The 21,129-nt window shown below is 52.2% G+C and carries 19 protein-coding genes; 7 read left to right on the top strand and 12 right to left on the bottom strand.

All coding sequences use genetic code 11. The features are described from left to right. Positions 1-28: 28 nt before the first annotated feature. Positions 29-1,315 (bottom strand): DUF1501 domain-containing protein, encoded by a 1,287-nt coding sequence (locus tag R3B84_19720; protein ID MEZ6142797.1) that lies wholly within the window; start codon positions 1,313-1,315, stop codon positions 29-31. A 288-nt stretch (positions 1,316-1,603) separates the two neighbouring features. Between R3B84_19720 and R3B84_19715 the strand changes: the two genes are divergently transcribed. Beyond that, positions 1,604-2,242 carry a hypothetical protein gene (locus tag R3B84_19715; protein MEZ6142796.1) on the top strand — a complete coding sequence of 213 codons (639 nt, stop codon included), beginning with the start codon at positions 1,604-1,606 and terminating at the stop codon, positions 2,240-2,242. A 318-nt stretch (positions 2,243-2,560) separates the two neighbouring features. Here the strand turns inward: R3B84_19715 and R3B84_19710 are convergent, their stop codons facing one another. The 7 genes from R3B84_19710 to gcvPB all read right to left on the bottom strand — a co-directional run bounded on the left by R3B84_19710 (position 2,561) and on the right by gcvPB (position 8,583). Then, a complete protein-coding gene (locus R3B84_19710) occupies positions 2,561-3,034 on the bottom strand; it encodes a hypothetical protein (GenBank protein MEZ6142795.1) in 474 nt (157 codons plus the stop codon). Between the two features lie 73 nt (positions 3,035-3,107). Next, a complete protein-coding gene (locus R3B84_19705; GenBank protein ID MEZ6142794.1) occupies positions 3,108-3,887 on the bottom strand; it encodes a toll/interleukin-1 receptor domain-containing protein in 780 nt (259 codons plus the stop codon). Positions 3,888-4,159: 272 nt separating this feature from the next. Next, complete coding sequence (locus R3B84_19700) at positions 4,160-4,492, bottom strand: hypothetical protein (GenBank protein MEZ6142793.1); 333 nt, start codon at positions 4,490-4,492, stop codon at positions 4,160-4,162. A 73-nt stretch (positions 4,493-4,565) separates the two neighbouring features. Continuing rightward, positions 4,566-5,030: a hypothetical protein gene (locus tag R3B84_19695; GenBank protein ID MEZ6142792.1), complete on the bottom strand. Its 465-nt coding sequence runs from the start codon at positions 5,028-5,030 to the stop codon at positions 4,566-4,568. A 215-nt stretch (positions 5,031-5,245) separates the two neighbouring features. After that, positions 5,246-5,884, bottom strand: coding sequence for an SMI1/KNR4 family protein (locus tag R3B84_19690; protein ID MEZ6142791.1), 639 nt, complete (start codon positions 5,882-5,884; stop codon positions 5,246-5,248). A 239-nt stretch (positions 5,885-6,123) separates the two neighbouring features. After that, positions 6,124-6,483 carry a hypothetical protein gene (locus R3B84_19685; protein MEZ6142790.1) on the bottom strand — a complete coding sequence of 120 codons (360 nt, stop codon included), beginning with the start codon at positions 6,481-6,483 and terminating at the stop codon, positions 6,124-6,126. Positions 6,484-7,104: 621 nt separating this feature from the next. Next, entirely contained in the window at positions 7,105-8,583 is a 1,479-nt protein-coding gene (gcvPB, locus tag R3B84_19680) for an aminomethyl-transferring glycine dehydrogenase subunit GcvPB (protein MEZ6142789.1), read from the bottom strand. 202 nt (positions 8,584-8,785) lie between these two features. Here gcvPB and R3B84_19675 point away from each other — a divergent pair, with 202 nt between their 5' ends. Both R3B84_19675 and R3B84_19670 read left to right on the top strand, forming a co-directional pair. Then, positions 8,786-9,391, top strand: coding sequence for a hypothetical protein (locus R3B84_19675; protein ID MEZ6142788.1), 606 nt, complete (start codon positions 8,786-8,788; stop codon positions 9,389-9,391). A 148-nt stretch (positions 9,392-9,539) separates the two neighbouring features. Beyond that, positions 9,540-11,219, top strand: a complete 1,680-nt coding sequence (locus R3B84_19670) for a glycosyltransferase family 39 protein (GenBank protein ID MEZ6142787.1) — start codon at positions 9,540-9,542, stop codon at positions 11,217-11,219. A gap of 10 nt (positions 11,220-11,229) precedes the next feature. Here the strand turns inward: R3B84_19670 and R3B84_19665 are convergent, their stop codons facing one another. After that, entirely contained in the window at positions 11,230-12,678 is a 1,449-nt protein-coding gene (locus R3B84_19665) for an ATP-binding cassette domain-containing protein (GenBank protein ID MEZ6142786.1), read from the bottom strand. A gap of 66 nt (positions 12,679-12,744) precedes the next feature. On the opposite strand from R3B84_19665, the gene R3B84_19660 reads away from it, so the two are divergent. From R3B84_19660 to R3B84_19645, 4 genes are all read left to right on the top strand, one after another. Then, the gene (locus R3B84_19660; protein ID MEZ6142785.1) at positions 12,745-14,400 is read left to right on the top strand and encodes a glycosyltransferase family 39 protein; all 1,656 of its coding nucleotides are present in this window, start codon (positions 12,745-12,747) and stop codon (positions 14,398-14,400) included. A 332-nt stretch (positions 14,401-14,732) separates the two neighbouring features. Then, positions 14,733-16,094, top strand: coding sequence for a DUF1501 domain-containing protein (locus tag R3B84_19655; protein ID MEZ6142784.1), 1,362 nt, complete (start codon positions 14,733-14,735; stop codon positions 16,092-16,094). Between the two features lie 119 nt (positions 16,095-16,213). Beyond that, positions 16,214-16,516: a hypothetical protein gene (locus R3B84_19650; protein ID MEZ6142783.1), complete on the top strand. Its 303-nt coding sequence runs from the start codon at positions 16,214-16,216 to the stop codon at positions 16,514-16,516. A gap of 97 nt (positions 16,517-16,613) precedes the next feature. Then, the gene (locus R3B84_19645) at positions 16,614-17,420 is read left to right on the top strand and encodes a tetratricopeptide repeat protein (GenBank protein ID MEZ6142782.1); all 807 of its coding nucleotides are present in this window, start codon (positions 16,614-16,616) and stop codon (positions 17,418-17,420) included. Between the two features lie 16 nt (positions 17,421-17,436). On the opposite strand, the gene R3B84_19640 is transcribed toward R3B84_19645, so the two are convergent. From R3B84_19640 to R3B84_19630, 3 genes are all read right to left on the bottom strand, one after another. After that, positions 17,437-18,462 carry an SMP-30/gluconolactonase/LRE family protein gene (locus R3B84_19640; protein ID MEZ6142781.1) on the bottom strand — a complete coding sequence of 342 codons (1,026 nt, stop codon included), beginning with the start codon at positions 18,460-18,462 and terminating at the stop codon, positions 17,437-17,439. 75 nt (positions 18,463-18,537) lie between these two features. Further along, positions 18,538-19,572 carry a Holliday junction branch migration DNA helicase RuvB gene (gene ruvB, locus R3B84_19635; protein ID MEZ6142780.1) on the bottom strand — a complete coding sequence of 345 codons (1,035 nt, stop codon included), beginning with the start codon at positions 19,570-19,572 and terminating at the stop codon, positions 18,538-18,540. A gap of 104 nt (positions 19,573-19,676) precedes the next feature. Continuing rightward, a complete protein-coding gene (locus R3B84_19630) occupies positions 19,677-20,867 on the bottom strand; it encodes a pyridoxal phosphate-dependent aminotransferase (GenBank protein ID MEZ6142779.1) in 1,191 nt (396 codons plus the stop codon). Between the last annotated feature and the right edge of the window lie 262 nt (positions 20,868-21,129).

Below are 21,129 nucleotides of genomic sequence, written 5' to 3'. Positions count from 1 at the left end.
AATCGTGATGTAGGCGACGCTGGACAACTCATTGGAACAAATCGTGGATCACTGAGCCTTCCGTAATTCTGACGGGGCGGTTTTGCAGATCATTCAGGTGGGTGTCTGCTGGTATGCCCATCGCGTGATAAAGTGTTGCAGTCAGGTCTGCGGGTGACACAGGATTTTCAGCCGGGTGGGCGGCAAAGCGATCCGAACTACCATGCACATACCCTGCACGGATTCCCCCACCTGCCAGCAGGCCACTGTAACAGAACGGCCAATGCTCGCGGCCTGCATTGTTCCTGGTAATCTCCGGTTTGCGGCCAAATTCCCCCACCCATACCACCAGGGTTTCATCCAGCATGCCACGCACCGCCAGATCGTCCAGCAGTGCGGTCAAACCGGCATCGGTGGGTGGCATCAGATCGCGTTTCAGCCGATTAAAATTGTCGCCGTGGGTGTCCCAGAAGTTTTTCCCATCCTGGTGCCAGTTGATGTTGACCACCCGCACGCCATTTTCAACCAGCCTTCTGGCCATTAACAGGCACTGTCCGTGGATGTTTCTGCCATACCGATCCCGTGTGGCGGGGGATTCTTCATGAATATTGAAAGCTCTTTGGACATTCGCTGAGGTCAACAGATCGAAGCCTTTCTGTTGCATCTGTTGAACCGCACCACCATTAAGTTGTGCCAGCAGATGACGCCGGGTGTCCATACGTGTTTCTGGCAGGTGCTGATTGGGCTTCAGGCCCCGCACCTCGAACTGTGGGTGGTTGGGATCGCCGGAAATGACAAACGGATCAAATTTCGTGCCGAGCCAGCCTGCGTGCTGGCCAGGTGCCATGCCACCGGGTGCGGCGGGGTGGGAAACAATCCATGGCAGGGTGATAAATGCCGGAAAACCATCCGCAACCGGGCGGAACTGTGCCAGCACCGACCCTAACGGTGGGGAATCCCGCCTGGAAGGTGGTTCAGCGTCTGATTTCGGCTTGGGTGCCAGTCGGCCCGTTGTCAGGTGGTGCACACTCGACAAATGGGCGGGGTCATCGTGCGTCAATGAACGCACCACGGTAAGGCGGTCGGCCATTTTCGCAAGTTTGGGAAAATGTTCACTGAACTGTACCCCTGGGATGCTGGTAGCAATTGGCTTGAACTGCCCACGAATCTCTTCGGGGGCATTCGGCTTCGGATCCAGCGTATCCAGTTGGGAAGGCCCACCCCAGGCAAAAATGAAAATGCATGATTTCGCCTTGCCCACTGTTTTGGTGGTGGCCTGTGCAATATTTGGGGTGCCAGCCAGAAAATGACTCGCTGCCCACCCGTAAAGCCCCACGTGCCCTGCTTGCAGCAGAGTGCGACGTGTGATTGCGCGGTTTGGAGATGAAGATTTCTTAATAACTCGCTCCCACGGTGGGTACCGGCAGATTTCCAAATTGCGTAGTGTTAATTGTAACCGAAAATCAGCTTTCCAGCAATGAGAAATGCCCCACCTGCAATGAATGTGGGTTAATCGAAATGATTGAAAACTCTTTCCAACTCATGATAATTTCAAAATGTGCCTGTTTTCCGGACCCCGTTTTCAGATACTGGTAGCACCTGATTCGATCGATGGAGAACCAAAATGATAGATGCCTGCCCACATTGTGGTGTAAAACTACCTGGCTTCAGGGATGTTGTTTGTCCGGAATGTAATGAAGATGTTACTGTTCGGCCCATTCAAAAACAACAGTCTGTGCCACAGAAGCAATCTCGAGATACATCGAATGATTTGGCTTCAGGTTTGTGGTATGCCACGGAAAAGCATTTATTTGCCTGGTGGAAGATTGGTTGGTATGTTGATCGCGGAGCAATCGGCCCCACATCCAAGGGGATCTGCTTTTTTGGGGGGAAAGGCCCACAAACATTCATCAATCCTGATCTCCAGATTGTAGGGCCGATTATCAGTTGGCAAACGATTGTTAGCCTGGCAGTCTCAATCCCGTTAACGATGTTAATGGCAGGGATGGGTGCGTTTAAAACCCTTAGCCTGGATGATCCAGTGTTGTACATCTTTTTAATCGTGATCAGTATCTTTGTGATTGCCAATATGCCCATGTATTGGGTTCGGATCGATTATCGTGATGAATATTCCCAGTCCGGCCGTGCGTATTTTACTGCGGGTTCGTTTTTAGGGCGTTGGTCAGGTGGGGTGAATCAACTCGATATCGCCATCCGCACATATCTTGACCAGAAAGAGCAGAGAACTGCAAAAAAATCTTAACCGCAGGAGTATTTAGTTTCCATCGCCTGGTTCGGCGTGCCTTCGCTTAGATGGACGACGAGTCGCTGGATGGCTGCATACTCTGCGACGGTTACGCGGAAGATGCTGATGTCCGGTTGCGTCGTCTAGTCGGGTGGCTCGATCCGCGTCAGCCGAAGCTTTGCCATCCTGGACACCCTCCACCGCTGAGCCGGATCCGCGATTGAGCAGAGTCGCTGAGTGGATACGATGCGATTCCTGCTCCAATCGCTCACATAGACGCTTGCGGCCGCCACCTTTACTGTATGCTCAATCGCGGACCCGTTAAGCCCGGCCTACTCAAGACACGAACTCACGCCCATCGTCTGGGTGCGCCACACTAAGTCTGAATCCATCAACACGGACGAAACCCGCAATTGCTTCAGCAACGACACTGGATGTAATTGCTATCGCGCACGCGCTGAAGAATGCTTTGACAACAGCTGGACGCTCGCCCGAATAATACGCCGATTTCATCTCTTGGCCCAACACGGTCGCAACTTGCCACGAGCCGAAATCACGAGCGAAATCGAAAAATCGCCATGCTGCCATCTCGGCTGGATCGTTAATGGCTTTGTCGGCGACCTCCTTTGCAGTGAGAGCCGCGATACCAATGTTGCCATGCCAAGGGTGGCAGTCCAAGGCCAGCATCGCCAGCGGTTCGGCGCCGACCTGTGGCGCAAGCTCGAGCAACGCACCAGCGATGGCCAAAGAAAGCCGCAGTGTCCAGTTCTTAAGGACCGTGTCGTTCAGCAGCTGTTTCTCCAATTGCATAACGGGTCCCGCGATTGAGTCGAGTCGCAGAGTGAATACGAAGCGACTCCTGCTTCAATCGCTTGTTAGGTGATCACTTGGGAGACGTTCTGTTGGATATGAAGGTTGCTAACCGCTCTGCAATTTCAACGATAGAGAAGCGTGTTGAATCTAGCGCTACAGCATCCGCTAAGGGAGGGCTGTAACTAAGAACCTCAGAGTGTGTAACATTGTACCAAACTGGCAGGATGACTCGCGGCCCTTCAATTTGTTTTGCAACTAAGCCATTCAACTCACGTTTGGTCCAATTCTTTTTTAAAAAGGCAGGAGAGACGACGACAATGCCATAACGTGACCATGCCAATCCAGCGTCGATTTTTTCGCGAAGACTATCTCCAACTGATAAAACATGCTCATCGTACCAAATCCGCAGCCCTTTTTTTTTCAAGCAATCGACGAGAGGCCGAACAAAATCTGCTTTATCTTCAGACGCATGGGAAACAAATGCATCGAAGTCGAAATCTGGGTGAGCAATCGCCACCTCACAAGGTGCATTCGTACTTTTTTCAACCGGTAGGACATTATTCTCAGAAACTTGTTCATAGATCAATCTTTGTCTGCTGCCCACAGCATCTAGGGTTTTACGAAATTCGGTTAACTCAAATTCATCAGAAAGAAAATCAGTGTAACTGAGATCAACAAATTGACATGCAGCGGAAAGTGAGTCGAATGACATACGTTCCGCACCAGATTCATAATCCTGAAAGCGGGATTTGTCGATCCCAAATTTCGTGAGAAAGCTACCCCAAGATTGCCGAGCATCCACACGAGCGGCGACTTCTCTAAGAATTATGGTTTGAGGGTCAGTGTCCATTAGCCTACAACCTTGTATCATCGAACGGGGTCCGCGATTGAGCAGAGTCGCGGAGTGTATACGAAGCGATTCCTGCTCCAATCGCTGGTTAGGCCGCTTGCGGCCGTCACTTTTAGTATACGCTCAATCGCGGACCCGTTAAGCCGGCCGCAGGCCGGCTTAACGATAAGGATAAGCTGCCGGGGCCGCCTGCAAAACCTTCATGCCGCGCGAAACCAGGATGGCGGCCCCAGTCAGCTTCATCCGTTGGTTCTATGGTGGCCGGAGCGCCGTCAGGTTCCGTAGACTTCGCCATGGCAGATCGGACATACCGAGTGCTTTGCCCAACTGATTGTGTCGTAGTCGCAGTGGCTTCCATGCTGACAAATCGGAGCGTGATCGACCCATTTCTCGTTCGGCACCGGGCAAACGAGCGACAACTGCCACGGCGCATTCGGATTGTCGTCGTCTAGATCGCGACTCGCGTAGCCGAGCACGAGGCGAACGTCGTACAACTGCTCCTCGCCCGGCCACGGGTGCACGCCCTCAACAGATTCGTAGAACAATACCGCGAACTGCTTCGCGGTGAGCCCACGTAGATAAGCGAGTACCGATGACCGATCCAAGTCGCGAACCTCCGCCATAGAACGACATAGCTCAGCAGCGGCGGGGGCTGCAAAGACTATGCCTGGAAAAAGCCTACATGCCCCCGCCGGCTGCTGCAGCACCTTGTTCGGCCAGTTCTGGTTTCACCGCAGCCCATACCTTCCGCATCGGGACGGAAACTCGGAAGTGCTCCTCGGGATCGTCGCGGCCAAAAATCGACCAATAGGCGATGCTGCTTGCATGCAGTCGTGGGTTGGCCTTCAGCAGAGCCGCGACGGGTTGCCATTGCGGCAGATCCTCGACCTCCTCCGGCAGCCCCCGGAGGGGCACCATGCCCTCAACACACTGGATCAACATCTCCATCAGCGAGAATCGCTCGTCGTCCGAAAGCGCTGCGTTTTGGTACGTCGCCAGCCACGCGTCGAAATGCGGCGGCCCGGCCACTTCCCACTCCCAATCCTGGGAATGCGGGTCGATAGTCAGGCCGAGCCGGGCTGCGAGCGCTTCCCGCCCGGCCTTGGTCGGATACCGCCTCAGATGGTCGGGCACTTCGTCCAATTCCGACCTCCGGTGGCCTAACGGGGTCCGCGATTGAGCAGAGTCGCGGAGTGTATACGAAGCGATTCCTGCTCCAATCGCTGGTTAGGCCGCTTGCGGCCGTCACCTTTACTGTATGCTCAATCGCGGACCGACGTTGAATGGCCGGCCCGGCGCCGACCATGCTTGCAAACGACAAGGACCGTTCCGCCGGGCCGGTCCATTCCAGCGGCTGGTTATTCCGCCGCCGGTTCGCCTTCAAGGTCCCAGATGTACGGCGAATCGATGAAGCCCGGCCCGAACGCCGCGACGAGACGCCCACTGACGTCTTGCTGACTGATCAGCGAGTTCTCAACGAGCTGCCCACGTGAGCCAGACCGACTGACAATCACTGCGCGCGAGGCGACACCTTCAACAAAATCCGCCCATTCGTGTTTTCCGAATTCGCGGAGTACCGAAGCCCACCTGCCTAGGTTCTGCTTCGTCTCGGCTTCCTCATCCCACATTGAGGACGCGTACTCTAACGAAATCCGATACAGCCAACCGAGAAAGCTAGGCGCGTACCATTCGCCTTCGTAGGAATCGCGTGGGCAGAGAACGATAGTTGGCTCGCCGACTTTGGAGACCCGCTCTGTTTGCCATGCCCACAAATCGCGACGGCCGCTAAAAGCGAATGCGACCAGACCCGGCTTCGGACTGCCCAGGTCCCCGAACCCGCCATGATCGAGCATATCTTCAGTCGGCAACCACTCAGCCTCGTGGACCCAAAGGTATGCGTCGCCGGGGTAGGTGACATACCCGCGCTCGACGAACGACCGGTACACGCTCGGCAGCGTGAAGCCGTACTTCTGTTCGACCTGTACGAGTGCGTCCATAGGCGGAATAACGGGGTCCGCGATTGAGCAGAGTCGCGGAGTGAATACGAAGCGATTCCTGCTCCAATCGCTGGTTAGGCCGCTTGCGGCCGTCACCTATACTATATGCTCAATCGCGGACCCCGTTAAGCCGGCCGCAGGCCGGCTTAACGGATCAACGTTCAATGGCCGGCACCGCACCGGACGACCTTCAATTTACCAAAACGCTCGACGCGGGGCCGGTCCATTGCAGCGTGTGGTTATCCGACATCGCCGTCCGCCGTGCCGAGCATGAGCAGAATTGGCACGCCGCGATCTTCATGCGCCGCAGCGGCGAACAACTGCTTGTCCTCGACGGACCAGATCGCGAAGCGAAACACGCTGTTGAGCGGAATCACCTCGTCATCCTCTTTGCCCGTGCGCGACGGCTTGCCGTACTCCTTGGTCAGTACGGCTTCCACGCGATCAAACTCGGCTGAGAAATCGGTATAGAGCTTCTCGATCGCTTCGTCGTCGTGCGCCTCTTCGTCTTCGTCGAACTCGTGAATGCGCAGTTCCTCAAGACCGCCGGTGTCGCCTTCGAGCAGTTCGCTCGCCAATGTTGTCGCGGACTTGGCCATATGCCTCCTGATGTCGGATAACTATAATTAGACAGAATTGATTTCTATCTATTCCGTTGAAGATTCTGTCTATCACTTTTTGTGTGTTATGTACCAATGCGCATGCAAAAGTTCATCCTGAGGAACGCCCTCATTGGACTGTAATATACTCAGTAGATCGTAGGGGTGCAATGAAAAAACCAGATAGCGATACAGAAACATACATTACGTGGGCAAAACTGGATTCCCGCCTGCGCGGGAATGACGGTTGTAATGGGCATCAGCTTATTGGTTGTAATTCGAGTTTCTGATATGGTTTCTCGCCTGGGAGGTAATAACGTTTTCCCTTACTCCTTCGCGACTTTGCCGCTTTGAGGTCAATTTGACTAAGAAATTCCCTCTCTGCGCTTCGGAATATGAAGGCAAAAGAAAAACAAACCGCGGCTCAAGGCAAATTCCGTCGCTCACGCTTCTGGCTCATTGCTCCGATGTTCTCATTGCGACTTCGCGTCTATGTGTGCGATCTCTTGCTAAGAAATTCCCTTGCTCACGCTGCGGGCTATGAAGGCAAAAGAAATGTAAACCGTGTCTAATGTCGTCGGTTCACAAAACGCGGTTTTCCGAATCGTCAAAACTCCCCAATTACAAGCTGGGGCTGCTTTCTACGGGTGGGGTCCAGCGCAGAATTGGCTGCTTGGCAGCTTTCACTTCATCTGGACGGCTGATAATAAACTCGTGGGGTGCCTGATGCAGAAAATCAGGGTCTTCCTGCGTGATTTTGATCATCACTTCTGCAAAATGATCCAGCGTTTCCTTACTTTCGGTTTCCGTGGGTTCCATCATCATCGCTTCCGCCACTACCAGCGGGAAATAGACCGTGGGTGCGTGGAAACCGTAATCCAACAGGCGTTTGGCGATATCCATTGCGCTGATTTTTCGCTCTCGCCTCAATAATTTCGCGCTGGCCACAAATTCGTGCATGCACCGATCGCCGTGCGGTACCTGATAGACATCTTTGATTTTGCTTAACAGGTAGTTGGCATTCAAAACGGCATGTTCGCTGACTTTCTTCAAGCCATCTGGGCCCAACGTGCGGATGTAAGCCCAGCCACGGAACAGAATGCCCACGTTGCCAAAGAAGCTTCGCACGCGGCCGATTGACTTGGGCAGGTCGTAATCCAGGTAAAATCGGTCGTCTTTTTTCCGAACAATCGGTGCTGGCAGGTACGGTGCCAGAAAATCACGTACGGTAATCGGTCCACTGCCCGGCCCACCACCACCGTGGGGCCCAGTGAAAGTTTTGTGGACGTTATAGTGCTGCATATCCGCACCGAAGTCGCCTGGGCGGGTGATGCCCAGGATCGCGTTCATGTTGGCACCGTCCAGATAAACCAGGCCACCCGCAGCATGCACTTCATCGGTGATGATTTTGATCTGATTTTCAAACAACCCCAGCGTATTTGGGTTGGTAATCATGAACACTGCAGTGTTGTTGTTCAGTTTGCTGCGAAAATCAGCCAGATCAACCATGCCATTGGGAGCACTTTTGACGGTGACCGTTTCGAAGCCGGCCAACACGGCACTGGCAGGGTTGGTGCCGTGGGCACTATCGGGCACCAGCACCGTTTTGCGGTGGGTTTCCCCACGATCACGAAAATAGGCGGCTGCCACGTACAGTGCGGTCAATTCCCCCTGAGCTCCGGCGGCAGGCTGCAGTGAAATGGCCGGCAGACCAGAAATATCCATCAGAAAATTCTGCATTTCCCACAGAATTTCGAGCATTCCCTGGCAGGTTTCATCATCCTGCAGTGGGTGCAGCCCGGCAAACGCAGGCAGCATTGAAAACCGCTCGTGACGTTTGGGGTTGTATTTCATCGTGCACGATCCCAACGGATAAAAGTTGGTATCGATCGACATATTTCGCGTGGAAAGGTTGTTGTAATGCCGAATCAGGTCGATTTCGCCCACTTCCGGCAGGGGTGGTGGGGCATCGGCAATCATTTCTGCTGGCAGCAATTCGTTCAGCGGACGCACTGGGACATCGCAATCCGGCAACAAATGGCACCGACGGCCACTTTTAGACAATTCAAACAAAAGTTCTGTGGATTGCGTGTTATTCATTTTCTGTGTGAACGGTTCGGCAACTTAACTAACGGAAAAGTAATATCCTATGCTAGGCGAAAAATTCCACAACGACCAGAGAAGTGGCTGGAAGGGTTATTTTCCGGTTTGTTCGCGGCATCACCTTTAATCCTATCTCATTAAAAACTCCCCTTGCGGTGCGCAGGAAGTTCGATTATGCCCCACGTGGGAGTACGTGGCGATGAAACTAATTAAAATTTCATGTTTGGCAACAATTATTTTCTTTTCTGGGTGTGAATCCCTGGAAGATATGGCATTTCATCCAGGTCCACCCGCCTCGACGCAGGCACACACCCGTGTGGAAGTGATTGGGCAGAAACTGGTTGCGGCGAAGCCGGATCTGTTTCAGAATCGCCCACAATTTTCGGTGGTGGGCATTCCCGAAAAACAGTTGTACCACCGCAAGAATATGATTGTGATTTCAGAAGGCATGCTGAACGCATTTCCCAATGATGATCAATTAGCAACCGCAATTGCCTATGAATTAGGCAGTATGGCTGCGGAAATGAAAAATCAGCAGGCGAAAGCTGCTTTGCAAAGTGCCGCACCGCGTCCCCTGGCTGGTGATGTCGTGGGGGGAAACATGGCACCTGATATGACCCACCAGGCAGAACAGGCGTTATTTCAACGCGATCAGCAGCGAGAAGTCATGGCGGCACGAGTTGATCCGCGGGAACTTTCTGAAGCGATTCTGATTCAGGCTGGGTACAGCACGCAGTTACTGGATCAGATTGCCCCCATCGTCGAGAAAACTCAGGTGGGCACCGGTCACCAATTCTTACGCTAGAAATGAATTAAAATTCATTAATGTTTATCCACCTTTACCAAATCTTCGCATCATTTAGCAGAGTCCGGTTTCAATCCCTTCGAATATAACTGTAATTGCAGGCACCTGAAGATTTCAGTATCATGCCCGCGTGCAGGAGAATTGTGGCATGATGTCTTGCTGGTCTCATCAACGGTGGTTTCATTATCTGTTAATCACCTGTGCGTATGCACTGCTGACCCTGCCGAATCTTGGCAGCCACACCCTGTGGGACATGGACGAGGGCGTCAATGGCGAAGCAAGCAGGGAAATGCTGGAAATTGGCAACTACATCACCCCCTATTTCAATTATGAAATCCGCGTTGCCAAACCGGTAATGCTTTATTGGCTGCAAACTACTTCGATTCGCATTTTCGGAATTAATGAGTTCGCATTAAGATTTGCATCAGTCTTTTGCTGCTGGCTGGCGGTGCTGTTGTGTTACGAGTTGGCACGCACCATGTTTGGAAGTACAGTGGGGCTGCTTTCAGGCATAATTCTGGCAAGTTGCATTCAATTCTGCATCTTGGCACATGCGGCAACTCCCGATGCGTCGTTGATGTTTTTTCTGATGGCAGTCATGGCCTGTTTTTACATCGGCTCCCACGGTGGGCGAAGGTGGTGGTTCTTCCCGTGTGGTATCGCAGCCGGGCTTGCCGTTCTGACAAAAGGCCCCATTGGTATTGGCTTGCCAGGACTGATCATCCTGCTGTACCTGATCTGGGATCGGCGTTTGAAAATTGTCTGGGATCGGCGTCTGATCTATGGCTTCCTGTTGTTTTACCTGGTGGCGTTGCCGTGGTACATTCTGGTCGCCGTAGATACCAAAGGGATCTGGCCCACGCGGTTTTTCATGGGTGAAAATCTCAATCGCTTTCAAGCCCCCATGCAGGGCCACAGTGGGGGAATCTGGTACTATCCCGCGTTGCTGCTGGTGTTGTTTGCACCCTGGAGTTTTGTGATTGTTTACACGCTCTGGAAGGCAGTGGACTTCTCGGTGAAACGTGATCGCGATACCGCACCTGAAGAACTTGAAGAGCGATCTGCAATTCGTTATCTGGTAAGCTGGTTTTTCGTTTGGCTGATCGTGTTTTCTGCGGCAGCAACCAAGTTACCGAACTATATTCTGCCGTTGTACCCCGCACTGGCAATTTTGACCGCACGTGTGCTGGTGCGGTGGTTTACAAAAGTAGCAGAGCCAGCAAAATCAATCCAGTGGTTGGCTTGGTCGGGTTTATTCCTTACCGGTGCGATCACCATAGTAGGCATTCTGATCGCCGGTGGCACGATCCCACTGCCGGGTGGCAAGTTCAAACCATTTATTGGCCTCAGCACTTACGCCTGGATCGGAGTATTTCCATTAATCAGTTCCGCATTTGTGTTGCGTGCATTGATTACCAGAAACTACTCGCAAGTCCTTCCTGTACTGGCAGTTACGGGCGTATTGTATACGGCTGGGCTTTCTGCATTCCCCCCTGTAGTGTTTAATGACTACAAAGCACCCGCGAATCTGATTCGAGAAAACAATTTATTGCAACCAGACAGTGATTTGCGACTGGCTTCCCATGGCTGGTTTCGGGAAAGTGCGGTGTTTTATGCCCAGCGCGAAATCAAGATTTTGTACTCTATCAAAGAAGTGAACCAGTTTCTGGAAGCACCCACGGGTGGGTATCTGTTTGTTCTGGAGCAGGAATACCCACGCATTCAGAAAGAGTTGACCACGCAACCCATCATCGTTGGCAGTCATTACGATTTTCTTTCGAACGGGAATGTGCTGGTGCTTTGGAATGGTTATCCAGTTTCAAAATAACAACAATTCATTAGTTTTCTTTCACAATTCTGCCCCCATCCAGGTGCAGGGTGCGTTTCACACACGTGGGGATTTCTTCCGCACGGTGCGTGACAAACAGAAGTGCCTGTTCGGGTTGTAAGTGATTATCCAGCCAGGATTTACAGCGAGCAATCAGCGTGGCATCCAATCCTTGAAACGGCTCATCCATGATCACCAGCGGGGGGGATTTCACCAACGCCCGCAGAATTAGAAGAAGACGTTGCTGACCGGTCGATAATTCCCGAAAGCGACGATTTTCGAGCTCGGTACATTGAAATTCAGCCATTAATTGCAGCACTCTGGCCAGCTGTGGTGCGGAAATAGGCCGAAAAGTCATTTGATCGTAAAATCCAGTCGCAATCACCTGCCACCCTGGCAACGATTCCCGAAAGTACAGATGGATTTCGGGCGAAACCAAACCGATGGGGCGTTTCGCTTCCCAGATCGTCTCGCCAGTGCCGCGTTTACGACCAAAAAGCACCACGTGGTTGGAAAATGCCTGGGGCTGATCACCTGCAATTACAGAAAGAAGGGTCGATTTGCCGGAACCGTTGGGCCCCACTAATGCCCAACGTTCCCCCGCGTGAATCGTCCAGTTGATGTGGGAAAGAAGCGTTTTCTGCCCATAGCGAATAGTGACATCCCGTAATTCCACAATCGGTGGGCCCTCGGACTGCTCTTGTGCTGTTTCTGTTAGCAGTTCTGCCGAAGAATTAGGCATAATATAGCTTGATTTTGCACAGGACTGAGCAATCCGCCCATCTTCGAGGTGCAGGACATGCGTGATCCAGTCTGGAATATCTTCAGGTGCCACAATCAGCAGCATTTGCCGCCCAGATCGATGGCAGTGGTGCAGCACATCCAGAATTGCCTGTTTCCCAGCAACATCCAGCCCCACCAGTGGGTTATCGAAGATCAGGATTGGCCGATCCATCAACAACGCACGTGCAATGCGGGCCCGACGAGTTTGGCCGTTCGAAAGATGAATCAGTGGGTGAGAAAGCAAGTCAGGCGACAGCCCCACCTGATTCAAGGCGGGAAGTAATTGTTCTGCTGGCCAATCGCCCAAAAACGCCCCCACCGTGGGGATATCCGCATCATTGGAGAACTCAAACCGCTGTTGGTAGTAGAGGTTGTCGTACCGAAAGCGACGCGAATCTTCTTTGAAGGATACTTCTGTAAACAACAGCCCAGGGTGGGTCAGGCGGGGATTTTTGGCCCGCAGACGGTCCCACAAGGGCCAGATGGTTTCGCCTTCCCGACGCAGCAGTTTCCCCTGAATGGCAGCTGTAAAAGTTGATTTACCCGCACCCGCCGCACCAGTAATTGCCCACTGTTGGCCAGACTGGAGTTGCCAGTTGAGTTGATGTAACACTTCACCACTGCCGGGACGTGCCAGTGTTGCCTGTCGAAAGTCGATCAGTGGTTGAGAATCCATCGCACCTTACCAACGTCTGGAAAACTAACATAATAAGAAAACGTTATTGAAATTGCAGGGCCGCAAATGACTTGGAAGGACTTCCTCTCCAGCAAATGGTTTCTTCTGTTGCTGATTTTCTTGTGGGCAGTTGCTTACTTGCCCAATTTCGGCAACCGCACCCTGCGATTGGAAGAAGGCCGTCGCGCCCTGCCAGCCCGCGAGATGTTGCAGTCAGGCAATTTCATCGTACCCACGTTATATGGGGATACCTATCTCAATAAGCCACCGTTGCACTTCTGGATCATTGCGGCAACTTCTTACGTGCTGGGTGGGGAAGTAACCACCTGGACTGCACGGTTGCCATCGGTAATTTCCGCTCTGCTCTGTGCGCTGGTGGCTTTCCAACTGGGCAAGCGTTATCTCAGCCCCGTGGGCAGAGCAATGTCTGCCTTATTTGTCCTCACCACCGCCACATTGCTGGAAAAAGGCATGCTGGCAGAAATTGATACCGTTCTGTGCCTTTTTGTCGCCTGGTGCATGAAGCTCTTTTGGGATGCCGAGGTAGAACATGAAAAAATTCCCATGAATGTCTGGGTAAAAATTGGCATCATTCTGGGCTTCAGTGCGTTGCATAAAGGCCCCACCGGTCCCGCGATCTTCTATATGACGGTCGTTCCTTACTGGCTGTGGGTAGGGAAGTTCCGTCAGTTATTCACCCTGTCGCATATCATTGCGGTGGTGCTGTCCACTCTGCCCACCATCGCCTGGGTGGTGGCATTAATGAAAGTTACCTCATTTTCTCTGTTTCAATTGATTAATATCGCCTCAGAACAAGTGGGAGTGCACCAGACAACTGGGATGATTGCTGGCACGAATTCCTTCAGCGATTCCAGCCATTATGTTACTTTTCTGCCAATTTCCCTGGTAATGATGGCACCCGGCGTGTTCTGGATTGTGTTTGCTCTGTCCCGCCGTTGGTCTGCATGGCTGAACATCCCGGAAAACTGGCATAAGTTCTTAATTTGTGGCTTCGTGTTTCCATTATTTCTGACCTATCTGTATCCGGAATCCCGCCCACGACACCTGATGCCGATGTTCTTCATGACAGCAATTTTTGCAGCCACGGTGGTGGATTACTGGATTCGCAACACCACCCGCCTGGATATCACCGACCGATTGGTGACCAAAATAGCGCTTGGTTTTTTGGCAATCATCGGTGCGGCAGCCATTTATCTGATGGTGCGATACTATCCCCAGGCAACCTGGGTTGCTATTCTGACAGGTGTTTGCACATTGGTTTTCGTAGTGATGATGTGGAAATGGAATCGCCCACCCAGCCACGGATTTCTGAATCTGGCAGCCACCACGTGTGTCTTTTTTGCACTAATCTGGATGCAGATGAATGCCTGCATTTACCCGTGGCTGGATACGAAGTCAGTCAAAAATCGGGAGATTGCCACAATTAAGAGTGAATTCCCCCATATCGAACAATTATGGACTACCCGAAGTTACGCACTGACAGGTGGGGACAATCTGTTCAACCACTGTTTCCACTATTCCAAACATGTTCGTGGGGTGGCAGTAGAAGATTTAACAGATTTTGAGGGGAAGCGGATTGTCTTGCTGTCTGAGAAGGAACTGGCAACAATCAAAGACCGGGGAAAAGTACGCATCTTAAGAGCCGCCCCACCAATACGCGAAGGGAAGATTCTGGTTGTTGAAATGGAAACGGTGCGATAGAAACACCACGCGAATACTTCCGGATCTGTGCTTGACTCAACATCCCAGTTTTTCGTTGTATTTTTGGCAGAAGAGATTATTCTGAAAGCAGGTCGCAGTCGGCGTCTTTGAGCGATTAGAGAAGGAATTGCTTCGTATCCACGTCCGCGATTCTGCTCAATCGCAGACCAGGTAGCATGTTTCGCAAGCGGCACTCGACCTTTGCGATGGCAGCCCGACCGTAACAGTTGTTTTCATGGATGAGCCCGGAGCACACCACTTGGTACTCACTGGTTCCCAGGATTCAGGCGCGGTACCAGAAATCTTGTAGAAGGACCAGAAAACACGCACCCATGACATTGTTTAACGGCCATCGACGACAGTGGATCCAGTTTGCCAGCGGCCTGGTCAGTGGGCTGATCTCATCTGCCACCGTGCATGCCAGAAAATCCACACCTGTCAAGACGGTGCTGGTAGTTTTCACTGGTGGCGGGATGAGTCAATTTGAATCCTGGGACCCGAAGCCGGATGCACCTGCCGAGATCCGTGGCGAATTTCAAAGCATTGCGACCAGCACGCCGGGCGTGCGATTCAGCGAACATCTCCCACGAACCGCACAGTTGGCCCACCGATTGTGCGTTGTGAGATCGATGAGCCATGACGACCTCGACCATGGCTCCGCGTGCTATGTCTCCCTCACTGGTCGGTTTCATGCCAGAAAATCTTCAAATCCGCCCATTTTGCCCACCGATTTCCCAGTACAGGGTGCGGTGGTGAAACGGCTGAAACCTGCCAGAGAATTACCATTTACAGCAGTACATTTGAATGGACCATTGCTGGCACCTATCGCGCTGTCTGCGGGGCAGAATGCTGGTTTCCTGGGACGGGGCTTCGACCCATTACTAATTGGTAATGTGCTGGAACCATTGCCGGTGGTCGAAGGAATCCGCATGCGTGCCGGCTTACCATTGGAAAGATTGGAAAGCCGCAAGGTACTGCGGGATCAATTACAGCAGACCGCAGCCTATTTTGCGGATCACGATCGCAGGATCAGCACCGAACAGGCCCACGAACTGTTGCACCGCCCTGCATACCTGCGTGCGTTTGATCTGCGAGATGAACCTGCCCGCGTGCGGGAAAGCTATGGCATGAATCGCTCCGGTCAGGCCTGCTTGATGGCACGTCGACTGGTGGAAGCCGAGGTTCCGTGGGTGAATCTCTTCTTCAACCATGGCATTCGCGGCCAGGATACCAGTACCCAGGCGGACGACTACGGGTGGGATACCCACAACGATATCTTCGATTCATTGAAGACTCAATTGTTACCTCGGTTCGATCTGGCCTTCTCGGCCCTGATAGATGATCTGCACCATCGTGAACTGCTGGAACAGACACTGGTGGTGTGCATGGGTGAATTTGGCCGAGCACCCAAAGTGGCGATTGAAGCGAATTTTGCGGGCAATTCCCCAGGGCGGAAGCATTGGGGGCAATGCTACAGCATTGTGCTGGCAGGCGGTGGCGTGAAGCCGGGTTTTGTTTATGGTTCGTCCGATCGTATGGGGGCCTATCCTTCTGAAAAACCAGTTTCCCCACCAGATATTACGGCAACCATGTATCACGCGCTGGGCATCGATCCGACAAGCCACTTCGATGATCTTGCAAACCGCCCGAACATCGTTTCCACAGGCACCCCACTGAAAGAACTGTTTCTGTAAGGGAAAGACAGTGAATAATAAAGAAGCAACCGATACTCCAGGTCTGGGCGGCTATGGCTGATTTCTTGTTCTTCACAATAATGGCTTTCATCGTCCTGATGCCAGGAATATTCCTTGCAATGATTGTATATAGCCTGGTAATTCTGATTGTTGGCGAACAAGATCGTATCTTGCTTGTGGTGAAACTGCTTCTGATGCTGATATTCTGGTTCGTAGTTTCCGCTACGATGCTGTATATCAATGTCCTTCATGTACTGTGGGAGTTGGAACAGCCAGTTCCAGACATGTGGAAACAAGCTGGCATTTTCGGCCTGAATCTTGGATACGGACTGTTGGGATCACTCTTAATTTACCTCCTTGGCAGCAGAATTTCCAACTGGAAGCTCATTCGGAAACGCCTAAGTTCAAAACAAGTTATCTGAGATTTGTTTGAAATACTACGATAAGATGCCAGCATCTTCAGATGAATGTGGCTTTCAGGCAAGTGAACCTCCCCACAATGCTAATGGGCAAAGGACGATGAAAACTCTACAGTCAGCAATCTCTGCATACGAAACAGGAAATCATTCTGAAGCATTGGGCATATTCCAGCAATTGTCAGCACAGAGCGAAGCTATTGCGATGCGTTATCTCGGTCGTATGTGTGCCAATGGGGAAGGACTTCCAGCAAATCTGGCCGATGCCGCCCGCTGGTATCTGCAGGCATGGAAAACAAATGATGAACAGTCTGCTTATGAATTAGAAAGCATTCTACCGCACCTGGAAGCTGAAGCAGCACACAATGAAGTCATTGTGCTGTTTGCTATTGGTTTGATCTACCAGGTAATCAAAAATGACCCTGTCCTGGGTGTTCCCTGGCTGATGAAAGCTGCAGACCAGAACCACCCGGAAGCCTTGCAACTGGTGGGCGACAGTTATCGCCAGGGCAAAGGTGTTCCGATGGATGAGCAGCTTGCATATCGTTATTACCACCAAGCCGCGCAACTGGGGAATGGGAAGTCAATGTACCAGCTTGGCAGGCAGTATTGTGAAGGACTTGCCGGCCAGCAACCTAACGAAGAACAGGGACTGGAATGGTACCGCAAATCGGCAGATCAGGGCTTCTGGCCTGCCAACATGGCACTGTGCAAACTGTTGGCAGATAGAAATCGCGATCTGGATGATGCCCGCGAAGTGGTTCAGCGACTCTGTGCTCTTTCTGCTGCCACGAAAAAAGAATGTTCTGTTTCTTCGAGCGATGGGCAATGGAGTGCCGTTGTCAGCGATGGTGGGAAAACGATCGGGCTCAGCGGGCTGACGATGGAAGATCTGGGTATAGAGCTGTAAACTGCAAATTCAACAATTACTTCCAGCCTTTCCCTTTCACGGTGGTGCGAATGCGGCACAGGTTTTTGTCGGCTGTCAGGTATAACACACTGCCATCGTTGCCCCAGCCACAGTTCGCTGTTTTTTCACCTGTGTAGACCGTGCCGATGTGCTTACCGGTGGCATTGAATACCCACACCCCACCTGGACCGGTTGCCCAGATATTTCCCTTGTTGTCTACTTTCATGCCGTCTGGCAGGCCAGGATCGCCCGCTTTGAACTCTTTGGTGGCATCGTGGATCAATTTGCCCGCACCGATCGTGCCATCGTCTTTCACAGGATAGCTCATCCAGATTGCTTTATCCGGATCGGAACTGGCGACATACAGCGTTTTTTCATCTGGTGACAGGGCAATGCCGTTGGGGCGTGTCACTTCTTTGGTCAGCAGAATCGGTTCTTTGCCTTCCCGCAGCAGATACACACCTTGAAAATCAAGCTCTTTCGCAGGATCCTGCATGATTTTAGGCAAGCCGTATGGGGGATCGGTAAAGTAGATATCGCCGTTTGATTTAATCGTCAGGTCGTTGGGGCTGTTCAGGCGTTTGCCCATGTATTTGTCTGCAAGAGTGACAAATTTGCCATCAACGTATTTTGCCACCCGTCGGTCACCATGCATGCACATCAGCAGTTCGCCCTTCGCATTGAATGCCAGGCCGTTGCTGCCCGGTTCGCGACCCGTGAATGGTGCTTTGCCAGTGTAACCGCTGGATTTCAGGAATTCTTTCAGGCCGTCTTTTTCACTCCACGACCAGATCATGTTGCGTGGGATATCAGAAAACAGCACCCGCTTGTTCGGTGCGTCCCACACGGGGCCTTCCGACCATTCAAACTTGTTGGCTTCCAGCAGTTCAATCACCGCACCGGGGGCCAGCAGTTCTTTGAAACTGTCATCAACTACGATAATTTTGCCAATCGAAGGCACTTTTTCAGCCGCGAGAGTCGGTGTTGCAGCCAGTGCAGCGACACACGCTGCGGTCATCATTCCGACGGAGAAGAGTCTCATGTACGTTTTACTCCCTGGGTTGTCTATCAGGATGGTTCCATCGTAACCATTCGCTGGGCGGTAGCAAGCAAAAAATCAACTATCAAATAAGTCGGGCTGTGGGGTAGGGCGAATGTTGGGCAGCTTCTGCAACAGCTCAAAAGAACGCAAGGTCGCTTCTCGCCCACGTGGCGTGCGACGGATAAATTGTTCCCGCAGTAAAAACGGCTCAATTTCATCTGAAAGTGTATCCGTGGGCACATTCATGGTAGCAGCCAGGGCTTCCACACCTGCAGGCCCGCCACCAAAGACATCGATCAGGATTTCCAGGTACTTCCGGTCCTGCCGATCCAGGCCTTCACGATCCACTTCCTGCATTTCCAGTGCAGCACGGGCCACATCCAGCGAGATTTCGCCATTCCCTTCGCTGGCTGCAAAATTTCGCACCCACCACAGGCGTGAATTGGCAATCCGTGGGGTGCCACGGCACCTGCGGGCAAGTTCGTGGGCGGCTTCATCCGAAAGAACTGCATTTAACTTGCGGGCATTAATGCTAACAATCTGTGCCAGTTCTTCCGTAGAGTAGAACTCCAGGTGTTCCTGTACCTTAAAGCGATCCCGCATCGGGCTGGAAAGCATCCCACTGCGGGTGGTGGCACCAATCAGGGTAAAGCGTTTTAAATTCATTGAAATTGTGCGGGCATTCAACCCTTCCCCCAGCACAATATCAATGCGAAAATCTTCCATCGCCGGATAGATGAATTCTTCCACCACGCGGGGCATCCGGTGGATTTCATCAATAAACAGAATCGACCCTTCTTCCAGATTTGTCAAAAATGGCAGCAGGTCTGCCGGTTTGGAAAGTGCCGGTCCACTGGTCATCTGAATCGGCTTGCCCAGTTCGTTGGGCAGCACCGTGGCGAAGGTGGTTTTGCCCAGGCCAGGTGGGCCATCAAATAAAATATGCCCCAGTGGTTCCTGCAGTTTTTTGGCCGCACGCACGTTGATCATCAACCGTTCGACCACTTTCCGCTGGCCAATTACTTCCCGCAGTAACTTGGGGCGAAGTGCAGCATCCCGATCTTTTTCCACCACTGCCGGCGTGCCGGAAATAATTGTCTCGCGTGTCATGCTCCATCCTTTGAGTTCCCGTCTGCGTGGCTGCCAACACATCATATCGATGCTGGGAAGTAGGCATCGAAAGTTCATCGCCAGAAAATAAATCTTTCAGGCAATTACGATTGCAGCCATTTTTCGAATGCGTTCAAACCTTCTTCCAGTTCCTGCATACTGTTGGCATAAGACATCCGCACAAAGTTTTCGGTGCCAAAAGCCGACCCGGGTACCAGATTCACATGGCCTGTTTCCAGACAGCTTTTACAGAAACTTGCGGAATCTGTTACCTGCTGCCCACCGATCGTCTTGCCAAAGTGCTGTGAAACATCGAAGAACAGATAAAACGCACCTTCAGGATCGGAAAAGCGAATACCGGGCACTTTTCGCAGGCGTTCGCACACATACTTGCGGCGTTCGTCAAATGCCTGGTGCATCTCGCCAACGCACTCCTGTGGGCCGGTCAGTGCCGCAACCAGTGCGTACTGGCTGATGCTGGAAGGGCAACTGGTTTCCTGGCTTTGAATATTCCCCATCGCATCAATCAACGGCTTGGGTGCAATTGCCCAGCCCATCCGCCAGCCGGTCATGGCGTAACTTTTGCTGGCACCACTTACGGTAATGGTGCGTGCGGCCACTTCGGGCGATAACGTGGCAACGCACGTCGCCTGGTGATCACCGTAGATTAATTGTTCGTAAATCTCATCGCTGAGAATTGCAACATCCGTGGTCATAATCACGTCGGCAAGTGCCTGTAATTCCGCACGCGAATACACCGCACCAGTGGGATTCGAAGGTGAATTCAGCATCAGCAGACGGGTCTTCGGTGTCAGTGCTGCCTGAAGCTGGCTGGGCAACATCTTGAAGCCGTTTTCAGGAAGTGCCTGCACAATCACGGGCACAGCACCGGTCATCTGTACCAGATCGCTGTAGCTAACCCAGTACGGTGCGGGAATGATGACCTCGTCGCCTGGATTTAACGTGGCAGCCAGCACATTATGAAGCGAATGCTTGGCACCGTTGGAAACCATTACCTGTTCGGGTGTGAATTGATAGCCGTATTTCGTTTGATACCACTGGCAGATGGCTTTTTTTACTTCCGGAATGCCATTAACGGGCGTGTAGTGGGTATGGCCCGCATCCATGGCCGCCTGTGCGGCAGCACAGATGTGCGGTGGGGTGGCAAAATCAGGCTCCCCCAGGGAAAAATCATAAATCCGGATCCCTTCTGCTTTCATCTTTTTGGCTTTCGCGCCGGCCGCTAAAGTAGCAGATGGTTGAACAGAATTGGCCAGTTGCGAAATACGGATCATCGTCGTACCCACTCCCAAGTTTCAAAAGAATTATCGTTTCCAGTCAGGTGGTCAGCAAACTTCACCAGTTGAAGCTGCGTGCCATTGTACAATGTATGTTTTCCGATGCAGAGTTGCAGCGGTAGGACCAGGCCCACGTCACGGTGGTTGGCTTTCTGGCCGCTTGGAGAAACCCTTTCCCTGCTGAGAATTCTTGATCAGAATCAAAGCATGGAATTAATTTCACTCACATATAATATATCCTTCTCAATTAATGAAAAAT

The sequence above is a fragment of the Zavarzinella sp. genome, from assembly GCA_041399155.1.
Taxonomy (GTDB): Bacteria; Planctomycetota; Planctomycetia; order Gemmatales; family Gemmataceae; genus JAWKTI01.
Note: the sequence above shows the minus strand (reverse complement) of the source record. Positions and strands in the feature narration are given on the sequence as shown.

What these genes read in the sequence shown, in the direction of transcription:
- R3B84_19715 (MEZ6142796.1), top strand. Translation starts at nt 1,604, where the DNA reads ATGATAGATGCCTGCCCACATTGTGGTGTAAAACTACCTGGCTTCAGG.
- R3B84_19710 (MEZ6142795.1), bottom strand. Translation starts at nt 3,034, where the DNA reads ATGCAATTGGAGAAACAGCTGCTGAACGACACGGTCCTTAAGAACTGG.
- R3B84_19705 (MEZ6142794.1), bottom strand. Translation starts at nt 3,887, where the DNA reads ATGGACACTGACCCTCAAACCATAATTCTTAGAGAAGTCGCCGCTCGT.
- R3B84_19690 (MEZ6142791.1), bottom strand. Translation starts at nt 5,884, where the DNA reads ATGGACGCACTCGTACAGGTCGAACAGAAGTACGGCTTCACGCTGCCG.
- R3B84_19685 (MEZ6142790.1), bottom strand. Translation starts at nt 6,483, where the DNA reads ATGGCCAAGTCCGCGACAACATTGGCGAGCGAACTGCTCGAAGGCGAC.
- gcvPB (MEZ6142789.1), bottom strand. Translation starts at nt 8,583, where the DNA reads ATGAATAACACGCAATCCACAGAACTTTTGTTTGAATTGTCTAAAAGT.
- R3B84_19675 (MEZ6142788.1), top strand. Translation starts at nt 8,786, where the DNA reads ATGAAACTAATTAAAATTTCATGTTTGGCAACAATTATTTTCTTTTCT.
- R3B84_19670 (MEZ6142787.1), top strand. Translation starts at nt 9,540, where the DNA reads ATGATGTCTTGCTGGTCTCATCAACGGTGGTTTCATTATCTGTTAATC.
- R3B84_19665 (MEZ6142786.1), bottom strand. Translation starts at nt 12,678, where the DNA reads ATGGATTCTCAACCACTGATCGACTTTCGACAGGCAACACTGGCACGT.
- R3B84_19660 (MEZ6142785.1), top strand. Translation starts at nt 12,745, where the DNA reads ATGACTTGGAAGGACTTCCTCTCCAGCAAATGGTTTCTTCTGTTGCTG.
- R3B84_19655 (MEZ6142784.1), top strand. Translation starts at nt 14,733, where the DNA reads ATGACATTGTTTAACGGCCATCGACGACAGTGGATCCAGTTTGCCAGC.
- R3B84_19650 (MEZ6142783.1), top strand. Translation starts at nt 16,214, where the DNA reads ATGATTGTATATAGCCTGGTAATTCTGATTGTTGGCGAACAAGATCGT.
- R3B84_19645 (MEZ6142782.1), top strand. Translation starts at nt 16,614, where the DNA reads ATGAAAACTCTACAGTCAGCAATCTCTGCATACGAAACAGGAAATCAT.
- R3B84_19640 (MEZ6142781.1), bottom strand. Translation starts at nt 18,462, where the DNA reads ATGAGACTCTTCTCCGTCGGAATGATGACCGCAGCGTGTGTCGCTGCA.
- ruvB (MEZ6142780.1), bottom strand. Translation starts at nt 19,572, where the DNA reads ATGACACGCGAGACAATTATTTCCGGCACGCCGGCAGTGGTGGAAAAA.
- R3B84_19630 (MEZ6142779.1), bottom strand. Translation starts at nt 20,867, where the DNA reads ATGATCCGTATTTCGCAACTGGCCAATTCTGTTCAACCATCTGCTACT.